The following is an 11129-nucleotide window of genomic DNA, read 5'->3' as shown; positions in this document are numbered from 1 at the left end:
GTCAGGGCAGGTTCCCAGCCGTTACTCACCCGTCCGCCGCTCGACGTCCAGTAAATCCACCGAAGCTTCAATACTGCCGTTTCCGCTCGACTTGCATGTGTTAGGCCTGCCGCCAGCGTTCAATCTGAGCCATGATCAAACTCTTCAATTAAAGTTTTTTCGAAACCGAAGTTTCAGCTCAATGAATACTGATTACTGCTTCTCTCCAAAGAGAAAAACGAATTGACTGTGCTCCTGTTGGCATCCACTTTTAAAAAAGTGAAATCAAGACAGCTCAAGGCTGTACCAACATGAATTGGTCACTCAGTTCATCGAATAAATCTTTTTGTCTATTCTCAACGAGTGCCCACACAGATTGCATAGGTCAAATTGTTAAAGAGCGTCGCTCAATCTTGAGCGGGAGTGGCATTTTACGCCACCGAGGCAGTGAGTCAAGCTTTTTGTTTACTTGGCTTTGCTGCCGTTTGTTAGCGCGGTTTGCCGTGCCAACGAGGAGCGAATTATAGGGTGATAAATTTAAGTCGCAAGTCTTTTTTTCAACGAAATTAACCGTTAGAACAAATTATCACCAAAAAGGTGCAAAAGTGTGATTCTGATAGGCTCGTGTGAATTAGCTCAATGCACTTGGGACATCTGCGATGGAATCCACCACGCAGGTTGCTAACGATTCGCCTTCCTCGGTCACAGGCTTTCCTGATCTCACGAGAATACGGGTAGTCACACCGGCAGCTTGTGCAGCCCTCATGTCATCGGCTTTATCACCGACCATCACCGAGCGTGACATATCAATATCGAGATCTTGCTGAGCGTCAATCAACATACCCGGCTTGGGTTTGCGACAATCGCAATCAATCCGATACTCACCGACCCCTTCACTGGCATGATGTGGGCAGTAATAAATACCGTCAAAGTCCACGCCCTTGTCGGCAAAGTTCCAATCCATCCATTCCGTCAGCTGCAAAAAGTCTTGCTCAGAGTAATAACCACGGGCGATACCGGCTTGGTTGGTCACCAGCACTAATAGATACCCTCTTTCTTTTAGGGCGCGGCATGCGTCGAACACTCCTTCGATATACTCAAAATTATCGATATCCGCCACATAGCCGTGGTCGACATTGACCACACCATCGCGATCAATAAAAACAGCGGGAAAACTCACTCACAATTCCTCATTCAGTGTTAGGCGATAATTATGACATGCTGCGTGGTTGCTTGCATCTTTGCATACTCAATGAAACTCGCGTGTTAAGATTAGCGTGCGTCTATTAACCGAACTTCACCCTATGCAAGATACTTTCTCTATCTCTCCTGTTGGCACCTTGATTTCTCCGTTTAAAGAAAAGTTTGCTGTGCCGCGACAACCGGGCCTAGCACCCAGTGCCTTGGCATATATTGAATTGCTCGGTGAGGCGAATCAGCTTGATGCAGTAAGAGGCATTGAGCAGTTTTCCCACCTTTGGTTACTATTCTTGTTCGATCGTAATTTAGATAAAGGTTGGTCCCCGACAGTTCGTCCCCCGCGTTTGGGTGGAAACGAGCGAGTCGGCGTCTTTGCCAGTCGTGCAACCTTTCGTCCCAATGGTATCGGCATGTCGGCGGTAGAGCTGGTTCGCGTTGAGTCTACTCCGGGCCAAGTCCGGTTAGTCGTACGGGGGTGCGACCTTGTCAATCGAACGCCAATTATCGATATCAAACCTTATATCCCCTACTCTGATTGTCTTGATACTGCTCAGGGCGGGTTTGCTCAGCAAAAGCCTGACTTGATGCCGGTGCATTTTTCCAACCCCGCCCTCGCGACACTCTCTCAACATCCTGAGGGCACATACCAACGCCAAGTGATTGAAGAGGTGCTCGCACAAGACCCTCGCCCTGCCTATAAAAAGGGCAAGCCAGATGCTAAGCACTATGCCGTCCACCTGTTCGATTTCAATGTGCGTTTCATGGTGTCTGACGACCAGATTCACGTTGAGGCCATAGAAGCTTTTGTCGAAACACCCCCGCGCTGTTAATATGCCCTACTTATTATTGATCGCTAATATCAACGGATAACTTTAAATGCGTACCAGTCAATATCTGCTTTCTACTTTGAAAGAAACCCCTAGCGACGCAGAAATTGTCAGCCACCAGCTGATGCTGCGCGCAGGTATGATTCGTAAACTTGCTTCAGGTCTATACACTTGGCTGCCGACCGGTGTACGAGTGCTACAAAAAGTTGAGCGCATCGTACGGGAAGAAATGAACAAGTCAGGCGCTGTCGAGACGCTTATGCCAGTGGTACAGCCTGCAGATCTATGGCAAGAAACAGGACGCTGGGAAAAGTTTGGTCCAGAACTGCTTCGCATCGCGGATCGTCACGAACGTCCCTTTGTACTTGGACCCACGCATGAAGAAGTGATTACTAACTTGGTGCGCAACGAGATTAACTCGTATAAGCAACTGCCGATCAATCTGTATCAGATTCAAACCAAATTCCGTGATGAAGTGCGTCCGCGTTTTGGCGTGATGCGTTCACGTGAATTTATCATGAAAGATGCATATAGCTTTGATATCGATAAAGCGGGTATGGAGCAAAGCTACGAGAAAATGCGTGCTGCTTACTGCGCCATTTTCGATCGCATGGGTCTTGATTACCGCGCGGTACTGGCAGACACCGGGGCGATTGGTGGCTCAGCGTCACATGAGTTCCACGTGCTCGCAGGTAGCGGGGAGGATCTGATTGCTTTCTCCACCGAGTCCGATTACGCCGCCAACATCGAAAAGGCAGAAGCACTCGCTAATAAAGATCAGGCTGAGGCGCCAACCCAAGCGATGGAATTGGTCGACACGCCAAATGCAAAAACCATTGCCGAGTTGGTTGAGCAATTTAAGTTGCCGATCGAAAAAACCGTCAAGACCCTGTTTGTTAAGGCCTCTGATGAAGTAGACGCCGACCTGATCGCGCTGATTATCCGCGGCGATCATGAACTCAACGAAGTGAAGGCAGAAAACCTTCCTGAAGTTGCGGCGCCATTAACCTTTGCGACAGAAGAAGAAATTCGCGCCTTGGTCGGTGCCGGTCCCGGTTCATTAGGTCCGGTCAATCTTCCTGCGCCATTTATTGTCGATCGCAGCGTCGCGGTAATGAATGATTTCGGCGCCGGTGCCAACATTGACGACAAACACTACTTTGGCATCAACTGGGGCCGTGACGTTGAACTTGGCCAAGTTGCCGATTTGCGTAATGTGGTTGAAGGCGATCCTAGCCCATGTGGCAAAGGCACCTTGATGTTTAAGCGCGGTATTGAAGTTGGCCATATTTTCCAGTTGGGTAACAACTACTCGGAAAAAATGGGCGCAGGCGTCCTCGGCCAAGATGGCAAAAATACAACCCTAGAAATGGGCTGTTATGGTATTGGTGTGACACGTGTAGTTGCCGCTGCGATTGAACAAAACCATGATGAAAATGGCATCATTTGGCCAGACGCGATTGCACCGTTTACCGTTGCGATTGTGCCGATGAATATGCACAAGTCTGAGCGTGTCCGCGAAGCGGCTGAAAAGCTTTACGCTGATCTGACAGCTGCCGGTATCGAGGTACTCTTTGATGATCGTAAAGAACGTCCCGGGGTAATGTTCTCAGACATTGAGCTAGTCGGTGTACCGCATACCATCGTAATCGGTGAGCGCAGCATGGATAATGGCGTGTTTGAATATAAGCATCGCCGCGACGGTGAGAAAGTGCCGTTCGCTATCGACGACGCCTTGTCGTTTATCCAAGCAAAACTGGCTTAAGCCTTATCGTGTAATGAGTGAATGCCCCGCGTTGCGGGGCATTTTTTTAACCGATCGCTTGCTGATAGGCTTTTTCGGCAAATGACCAATTCACCACCTTCCACCACGCGTTCACGTAGTCAGGGCGTTTGTTCTGGTAGTTAAGATAATAAGCGTGTTCCCAGACATCACACCCTAAAATCGGTTCACCTTTGACCTCTGCAATATCCATCAATGGATTGTCTTGATTAGCCGTTGAGGTGATCGCAAGCTGGCCATCCTCTTTCACCACCAGCCACGCAAAACCTGAACCAAACTGACCAATTGCCGCCTGACTAAAAACCTCTTTAAATGCATCAAGTGAGCCGAAGGTCTCGATAATCGCATCGTAGAGTGCGCCTTCTGGCGCAGGCTTAGGATTCGGCGTCATCGATTGCCAGTAAATCAGGTGGTTATAATATCCGCCCCCATGATTACGAATTGCTGCTGGCAGCGACGAGATATCTCGAAACAAATCCTCAACCGGCTCACCATCGCGGTCTGTCTCTTTTATCGCGGCCACGAATTTATCGAAATAGGTTTTGTGGTGACGCTGGTGATGAATGCGCATGGTCGCCTCATCAATATGCGGTTCGAGAGCATCATAGGCATAAGGTAAATCTGGAAACGAATAAGTCATCTTGTCACTCCATCGATTAATTGACCTCCTCACCATAGATCGAATTGATAATGATTTTCAACCTCATTATCTGTAGTGAAAAAGAAACGGATGTTGTGATGACCAACGTGCAACAGGGCGCGTGAAGTAACTATAATCAAGCTGTTAGCCTTTTAACGTCGTCGGTTATATGCCTACACACAAGCCTAAAATCGCTCTCGTTCTGACTGGTGGTGGTGCACGTGCGGCCTATCAAGTCGGTGTGCTGGCTGCCATTGCTGAATGGTATCCTCGCGTTCATACCAGTCCATTTACGATATATTCCGGCACATCTGCCGGCGCAATCAATGCGGTGTCTCTGGCTAGCTATGCGTCATCTTTTCGACTGGGTGTCAAAAAGTTGTCATGGCTATGGCATCGGCTCGATACGTCGCGTATTTTTGCCAGTCAGCCTATTGGCTTGTTAAGTCACCTCGCTAGCCAAACAGGACAACGCTTTCAGTCACGCTATCAACCCACTTCACCTTTTGGCCTGTTAAATAATCGCCCATTGCGTGAATTGCTTAATCAAACCATTAATTTTAATAAGTTAAACTATCAGTTACTGTCCGGGCACCTTCATGGCCTATCAGTGACCGCTTCCAACTATCAAACCGGCCAATCAGTCAGTTTTTTTCAAGGCGATACCAGTATTTTGCCGTGGGAGCGGGCAAGGGCTGTCGGCCGACGCAGTCAACTCTCGACAGAGCATTTACTGGCCTCTTCAGCCATTCCCTTTGTATTCCCTGCTTCACGCATTGGCCATGAGTTTTATGGGGATGGTGCGATTCACCAAATCGCCCCTTTGCGACCGGCGATTAAAATGGGTGCGGAACGGATCCTCATTTTGGATTTAACCACAGGTATTCGCACTGCCGGTAATATCGACCCGTCAGCGCCAGGGCTCGCCATGCTGGGTGGTCACCTGATGAACGCAATATTTGCTGATACCTTGTCTGCCGATTTAGAAAACTTGCAGCGCATGAACCAAATTCACCTTGCCCTGAACGACGCGCAGCGCCACCAGCTAGGATTAAGAAAAGTGAATGTCTTACACCTGCGTCCATCGGTCCCTTTCGAGCCCGTGGCCAAGCGGTTTTACCGTCATATGCCCTTTGCCGCACGCGCCCTGTTAAGGTTTTTAGGCATCAATGCCTCACAAGATGCCACCTTTGCCAGTTATTTATTGTTCGAGCCGGCATATCTTCGCCAGTTAATTGACATCGGCTACCAAGACGCACAGAATCACAGATCCCAAATCCTCTCCTTGTTGATAGAATAGTCATCCAAAAAGAACGAGATAGATCGCAGCCAAACGACGTCTCTTCGCCTTGATAATAGGCTGGCATGGATTCTGCTTATTCAGCATGACCCACAAATCAGATAGCTGTTGATTATTAATGACTGCCTCGCATTTAAAGCAATTCACACACTCTGGCATCGCCCCGCGTAAAGTTCCGCTGGGTGCTGATCAGCGTTTGTTGTTGCTACAAAAACTGCAAGGACACCTCGATATCAAGGTATTGTTTGAGGTGTATGCTCGAGAGGTAGAAAAGCAGATTGATATTGGTCGTATCATTTGGGAGCACGACGAAATCTCAAACATTATCCGTCGGGGTGAGCAACATACTTTCCGCCAAACCTTCGCGATTAAATTTAATAAGCAACCATTAGGGGTGCTGCAGTACTCCACTCCGTATAAACTTGATCCGGATGAAATTAGCCTATTACACACCTACCATAAGTTGCTTGCCGGTCCGCTGACCAATGCGGTTGAATATACCCGTGTAAAGAACATGGCACTGCTGGATGGATTAACCGGACTGCACAACCGAACCAGCTTTGAGCAGGATTTGCAGCACGCGGTTGCCGTTTGTGAGCGGCAAAATATTGGCTTGGTCATGATGATGTTCGATATGGATAACTTTAAACAAGTCAATGATAACTATGGCCACCTAGACGGTGATAAAGTGCTTCGTCGTTTTTCGCTGCTGGTCAAAGAGGCCGTGCGTGGTAGCGACCGCTGTTATCGCTTAGGCGGTGACGAATTCGCGGTGTTGCTACAGCCCGCCGGTGATGATTCAGTCGCCAATGTCACCCATAGAGTCAAACATCTGGTCACCAATGACCGATTACTCAGCGCGCACGATATCAGCGCGTCGGTTGGTTATGCCCAATATCGTAAAGGCGATAACAGCGTTTCACTTTATGAGCGTGCCGATCAGAGCATGTATCGCCAAAAACGCGCTCGCTAACCCTTTCCTCGACGGCTCTCCTTTCGCTATAGTGCGTGCAGTACTATTGAGGAGATCCATTATGAAAGTTGCAGATTGCTGTGAACTCATCCGCCAGCGCTATGCCGAGATTGGCAGTGGCGAACAAGGCTACATTCCTGCAGCTATCAGCTGCGCGCTGAAAGCATTAAATGATATCGCGAGTGACGAGAGTGTTTCGCCAGCTCGTCGTGAACAAGCCGCATTTGCTGCTGCCAATTTATTGATTAGCGATCACGAGGATTAAGATGGATTTGAAAAACTATGCCTCGATGGATCCTGTCATGCTCATGAGCATTATTAACATGAAGCTACGTGATGAGTTTGCCAGTTTAGAGGACTTGGTGCGTTACTATGATATCGACCGCGAGACCTTGTGTGCGCGCTTAGCGGATGCTGGCTTTACGTATTTAGAAGACGCCAAACAGTTCCGTTAACTCATCTCGCCTTGTCTGTTAAACAGCAATAAAAAAGCGGACTAATGTCCGCTTTTTTTCGTGCCATCATTCGCCTTTAGCCAAGTGAGACCCACAACACTGTGGCAACCAACACAGGACAAACAAACTTCACATACACAGGCCAGATTTTCCAGAACAGACTCTGCTCAATATCATCATAACCTTCGCGCAATGCCGCTAGCTTACGATCACGCGACCAAATCCAACCACCAAATAGGCAGAAAAGGAGCGCCGCAAAAGGTTGGAAATATTGGGTCGCCACCTTCGCAACTAAGCCAAATAGCGCACCGAAGTTAAACACAATCACCGCACTGCAGAGCGCAATCACACCCCCTAACACCCAGCTGGTGATTTTTCGGCTTGAGCCCAAGCGCTCACTGGCCAGCGCTACAGGACACTCCAGCATAGAAATCGAGGATGTCAGTGCCGCGATGGTCATCAGCAAAAAGAAGACGAGAGACACATACGGGCCTGCCGCGCCTAAACTTTCAAATAATAAAGGCAACACAGTAAACACCAAGGTATCGGCACTGAGCAAACTGCCGTCTTGCGCGTAAATCTCAACGCCTTGATGCATGGCAACAAACATCGCTGGCAATACCACTAGTCCGGCAATTACCGCCACTGCGGTATCGACCAAAGTGACACTCAGTGCCATTTTCGGCAGGTTTTCTTTGTGGCTAAGGTACGAGCCATAAATCAACATGGAGCACCCGCCTATGGTCAGAGAGAAAAAGCCCTGTCCCATGGCTGCTAATAGCAAATCTTTGTCCATCACTTTGCTAAAGTCGGGGATCAGGTAGTGCTTTAAGCCTTCTGTCGCGCCGGGTAGCGTCATGATATAGACAAACATCGCAGCAAAGAGGACAAACAGCGCGGGCATGAGACGGGTTGACCAACGCTCAATCCCCTGCTTAACCCCCGCCTGTACGATCACAATGGTGAGCACATAAAACACCACCGCCCCAAAGAGATTACGTGATGCTGAGAAGCCTTTTAACCAAGCGGATGCGTCTGAAAACTGGAAAATGTCTGCCACTGCAGCCAATAAAAAAGAGACTAACCATCCGCCTACAATGCTGTAAAACGCCAAAACCATACAAGGTACAGCCAAGCCAATCAGCCCCACGCCACTGCCAAAACGCTTCAGGAGAGGGTTATCACTCAGCGCACGCATACTGTCCAACGGGTTAGCGCGGCCATGACGACCAATCGCCATTTCCACGACCAACATAGGAAAAGCAACGAGTAAGATCATCAGTAAGTAGACTAATAAAAATGCGCCGCCCCCATTGCTCGCCGCCTGCGTTGGGAACCCCCAAATATTGCCTAGTCCCACAGCCGCGCCGGCTGCAGCAAGGACAAAGCCTATTCGGGTGCCAAATAATTCACGACTCGATGCCATTACTTCTTTACCTCAATGTATCATTGGACTAGTACATTAAGTAATTCGGACAAATTTAGCAAGTGTCGTTTATCTGACTGGTGGTTTTATGAGCAGGCGGATAATTGGCGGGTAAGGGATAAGTTAAGCAGTGTTTTCCCGCTCCCAGACTAAACGCCATACCTTCCCGACCGCTGCTTGACTGACAAAGCAATCCGCCACGGCGATTACACCACGCTCGTCGCAAAGGATTGGCAAGCGACGCCGCTGCCAACTTGGAATACCGTATTCTTGATAAAGCTTCTTGAGTTTACGACGGCCTTGCCGCCCGGCAGGATGGGCGCTTAACCCGCTGGGATTAAACTGCACCGATAGCCAAGATTGTGGCAGAGAACCTAATGCCAATCCTTGCGCGCGCTCTGTATAAGGAAGAAGCACCAAGCGCCCGAGCCCATCCGGCAAATATAGTGGCGATTGTGGCGTCAGTTTACCTTGCCATGCAGTGACATCCGCAGAGTCTGCAATAAGATACAAACGCTGCTGATAACGACGAATGGTCTTTCCATCAACCGACAGTTGCGGGTTAGCATCCACTCTTGCCTGCACCACATCCTGGATCAGCGTATTAAGCTGGGCCTGAGTTAAAATCAGATCATGGTACTTCAACCAATGTCGTAACATCGCTCGGCACAGAGCAAGATCCGCAAGAGGGAGATGTGCCAAAGACAAACTGTTGTCCGTATCGATGGCGTTTTCGACCAAAGGGGCGATAAATGTTGCTAAGAGCGCCGCTTGCTCTTGGCATAATTGCTGCGTGCGTTGCACGGCAGTGCGAAACCCCGGCCAACGCGCGTCAGCTTCTGGGAGCCATTGTTGACGGATAAAATTACGATCAAAGTGTGTATCTTGGTTGCTCGGGTCTTCCACCCATGCCAACCCTTTTTGACGCGCGTAGTGATGCAATTGCGCCCGCGACGCTGCCAACAAAGGACGGACTAAGAGCCCTTTGCCGAGTTTTCTCACAGTGGGCATTCCCGCCAATCCTTCCAGACCACTTCCTCGCTTCAATGCCAAAAAGAAGGTCTCGATTTGATCATCGCTGTGTTGCGCGGTAAGAACGAGTCCATGGGGTTGGAGTAACTCTTGAAAGGCTTGATAGCGTGCCTCTCTAGCTGCATGCTCTGTGCTTAACTCAGGGTCGAGAGTGACGTGTTTTAGGATGAAGGAAAAACCCGCTTGCTCCGCCCAAACCTGACATTGTGTCGCCCACTTATCGGCATCGGCCTGCAAACCATGATGAACATGACACACGGAATAGTCATGCTGCGGATGCTGGTCGCGATAACTGGCCAATAGATCCAGCAGTACCCGAGAGTCTAATCCCCCACTCAGGGCTAAAAGAATTTGTCGTGGCTGAGCCGTTAGCGGCGCCAGCGTGTCTGTCAGGTATTGGGTGAGCATAAGCATCTGTCATTGTGAGTCTGCGCCTATTGTTGCTGGCGCGTAGCAAAAAGAAAAGGGCCATTAGGCCCTTTCATCGTGCTCGATTGTCGAGTGGCAATTAGCAGTACCCATAACTGAGCAAACGCTGATATCGGCGGTCGCGTAGGCTTTCAGTATCCAATGCTTCCAAATCCGCGAGCTGGCTAATCAAGGTTTGTTTAATGCTTTGTGCCGTCGCTTTCATATCGCGATGCGCACCACCTAGAGGCTCTTCAATCACAGCATCAATCAAGCCCAGCTCTTTCAAGCGTGGCGCAGTCATCCCCATTGCGTCTGCCGCTTGTGGTGCTTTGGCCGAATCACGCCACAAAATAGAGGCGCAGCCTTCGGGCGAAATCACTGAGTATGTTGAATACTGGAGCATATTGACGTAGTCACCAACACCGATCGCCAAGGCACCGCCTGAGCCGCCTTCACCAACCACATTACAGATCACCGGCACAGTCAGGCCCGCCATTTCCTTCAAGTTACGTGCAATGGCTTCTGACTGACCACGCTCTTCTGCCCCCACGCCAGGGTAAGCACCAGCAGTATCAATAAAAGTGATCACCGGCATGTTGAATCGCTCTGCCATTTTCATTAAACGTAATGCTTTGCGATATCCTTCAGGCTTTGGCATACCAAAATTACGCTTTACCTTCTCGTTGGTATCACGGCCTTTTTGGTGACCGATGACCATCACTGGACGCCCTTCTAAGCGCGCAATACCGCCTACTAGGGCTTTGTCATCCGCATAGGCGCGATCGCCCGCCAGCTCATCAAACTCGTGAAAGATAAGATCGACATAATCATAGGTGTAAGGACGTTGAGGGTGGCGCGCCAGTTGTGCCACTTGCCATGCCCCTAAATCACCAAAGATCTTGCGCGTAAGCTCAAGACTCTTGGTTTCCAGTTGTTCAATTTCCTTATCAAGATTAACCGCATCTTCTCCGCCACGCTTGGAGACAGCGCGAAGGGCTTCAATTTTAGCTTCTAGCTCTGCGATCGGTTGTTCGAATTCTAAAAAGTTAAGACTCATACCAAGAGAATCCTATTGGTCACCGCCGGTGTACGCGATGCGTCAC

Annotated in this window: 11 protein-coding genes and 1 rRNA gene; 6 read left to right on the top strand and 6 right to left on the bottom strand. The window is 49.4% G+C overall.

The genetic code is table 11. The features are described 5' to 3' along the window. Both BZG82_RS06520 and gmhB read right to left on the bottom strand, forming a co-directional pair. Window positions 1-151, bottom strand: a 16S ribosomal RNA gene (locus BZG82_RS06520); the annotation flags it as partial. Window positions 152-610: 459 nt separating this feature from the next. After that, a complete protein-coding gene (gene gmhB, locus BZG82_RS06515) occupies window positions 611-1159 on the bottom strand; it encodes a D-glycero-beta-D-manno-heptose 1,7-bisphosphate 7-phosphatase (RefSeq protein WP_077765435.1) in 549 nt (182 codons plus the stop codon). A 124-nt stretch (window positions 1160-1283) separates the two neighbouring features. Between gmhB and tsaA the strand changes: the two genes are divergently transcribed. Continuing rightward, the gene (gene tsaA, locus BZG82_RS06510; RefSeq protein WP_077765436.1) at window positions 1284-2009 is read left to right on the top strand and encodes a tRNA (N6-threonylcarbamoyladenosine(37)-N6)-methyltransferase TrmO; all 726 of its coding nucleotides are present in this window, start codon (window positions 1284-1286) and stop codon (window positions 2007-2009) included. A gap of 46 nt (window positions 2010-2055) precedes the next feature. Further along, window positions 2056-3771, top strand: a complete 1716-nt coding sequence (locus BZG82_RS06505; protein WP_077765434.1) for a proline--tRNA ligase — start codon at window positions 2056-2058, stop codon at window positions 3769-3771. Between the two features lie 46 nt (window positions 3772-3817). On the opposite strand, the gene BZG82_RS06500 is transcribed toward BZG82_RS06505, so the two are convergent. Next, on the bottom strand, window positions 3818-4429 hold the full coding sequence (locus BZG82_RS06500; RefSeq protein WP_077480454.1) for a superoxide dismutase: 612 nt from the start codon (window positions 4427-4429) through the stop codon (window positions 3818-3820). Window positions 4430-4598: 169 nt separating this feature from the next. Between BZG82_RS06500 and BZG82_RS06495 the strand changes: the two genes are divergently transcribed. The 4 genes from BZG82_RS06495 to BZG82_RS06480 all read left to right on the top strand — a co-directional run bounded on the left by BZG82_RS06495 (window position 4599) and on the right by BZG82_RS06480 (window position 7157). Next, on the top strand, window positions 4599-5729 hold the full coding sequence (locus BZG82_RS06495; protein ID WP_077480453.1) for a patatin-like phospholipase family protein: 1131 nt from the start codon (window positions 4599-4601) through the stop codon (window positions 5727-5729). Window positions 5730-5847: 118 nt separating this feature from the next. Continuing rightward, complete coding sequence (locus BZG82_RS06490) at window positions 5848-6702, top strand: GGDEF domain-containing protein (protein ID WP_069588634.1); 855 nt, start codon at window positions 5848-5850, stop codon at window positions 6700-6702. A gap of 61 nt (window positions 6703-6763) precedes the next feature. Then, window positions 6764-6967: a YaeP family protein gene (locus tag BZG82_RS06485; protein WP_077480452.1), complete on the top strand. Its 204-nt coding sequence runs from the start codon at window positions 6764-6766 to the stop codon at window positions 6965-6967. Window position 6968: 1 nt separating this feature from the next. Continuing rightward, window positions 6969-7157 (top strand): DUF4250 domain-containing protein, encoded by a 189-nt coding sequence (locus tag BZG82_RS06480; protein WP_069588631.1) that lies wholly within the window; start codon window positions 6969-6971, stop codon window positions 7155-7157. A 76-nt stretch (window positions 7158-7233) separates the two neighbouring features. Here the strand turns inward: BZG82_RS06480 and BZG82_RS06475 are convergent, their stop codons facing one another. The 3 genes from BZG82_RS06475 to accA form a co-directional block, all read right to left on the bottom strand. Next, window positions 7234-8583, bottom strand: a complete 1350-nt coding sequence (locus BZG82_RS06475; RefSeq protein ID WP_069588629.1) for a sodium-dependent transporter — start codon at window positions 8581-8583, stop codon at window positions 7234-7236. A gap of 123 nt (window positions 8584-8706) precedes the next feature. Beyond that, window positions 8707-10023 carry a tRNA lysidine(34) synthetase TilS gene (gene tilS / locus BZG82_RS06470; RefSeq protein ID WP_077765433.1) on the bottom strand — a complete coding sequence of 439 codons (1317 nt, stop codon included), beginning with the start codon at window positions 10021-10023 and terminating at the stop codon, window positions 8707-8709. Between the two features lie 100 nt (window positions 10024-10123). Beyond that, window positions 10124-11083 (bottom strand): acetyl-CoA carboxylase carboxyl transferase subunit alpha, encoded by a 960-nt coding sequence (accA, locus tag BZG82_RS06465; RefSeq protein WP_069588627.1) that lies wholly within the window; start codon window positions 11081-11083, stop codon window positions 10124-10126. Between the last annotated feature and the right edge of the window lie 46 nt (window positions 11084-11129).

The organism is Salinivibrio sp. PR5 (genome assembly GCF_001996085.1).
GTDB classification, from domain to species: domain Bacteria; phylum Pseudomonadota; class Gammaproteobacteria; order Enterobacterales; family Vibrionaceae; genus Salinivibrio; species Salinivibrio proteolyticus.
This window is presented reverse-complemented; position numbering and strand designations above follow the sequence as displayed.

Excerpts from the sequence above, each read along its gene's own strand:
- tsaA (WP_077765436.1), top strand. The coding sequence starts at position 1,284 with ATGCAAGATACTTTCTCTATCTCTCCTGTTGGCACCTTGATTTCTCCG.
- BZG82_RS06505 (WP_077765434.1), top strand. The coding sequence starts at position 2,056 with ATGCGTACCAGTCAATATCTGCTTTCTACTTTGAAAGAAACCCCTAGC.
- BZG82_RS06500 (WP_077480454.1), bottom strand. The coding sequence starts at position 4,429 with ATGACTTATTCGTTTCCAGATTTACCTTATGCCTATGATGCTCTCGAA.
- BZG82_RS06495 (WP_077480453.1), top strand. The coding sequence starts at position 4,599 with ATGCCTACACACAAGCCTAAAATCGCTCTCGTTCTGACTGGTGGTGGT.
- BZG82_RS06490 (WP_069588634.1), top strand. The coding sequence starts at position 5,848 with ATGACTGCCTCGCATTTAAAGCAATTCACACACTCTGGCATCGCCCCG.
- BZG82_RS06485 (WP_077480452.1), top strand. The coding sequence starts at position 6,764 with ATGAAAGTTGCAGATTGCTGTGAACTCATCCGCCAGCGCTATGCCGAG.
- BZG82_RS06480 (WP_069588631.1), top strand. The coding sequence starts at position 6,969 with ATGGATTTGAAAAACTATGCCTCGATGGATCCTGTCATGCTCATGAGC.
- BZG82_RS06475 (WP_069588629.1), bottom strand. The coding sequence starts at position 8,583 with ATGGCATCGAGTCGTGAATTATTTGGCACCCGAATAGGCTTTGTCCTT.
- tilS (WP_077765433.1), bottom strand. The coding sequence starts at position 10,023 with ATGCTCACCCAATACCTGACAGACACGCTGGCGCCGCTAACGGCTCAG.
- accA (WP_069588627.1), bottom strand. The coding sequence starts at position 11,083 with ATGAGTCTTAACTTTTTAGAATTCGAACAACCGATCGCAGAGCTAGAA.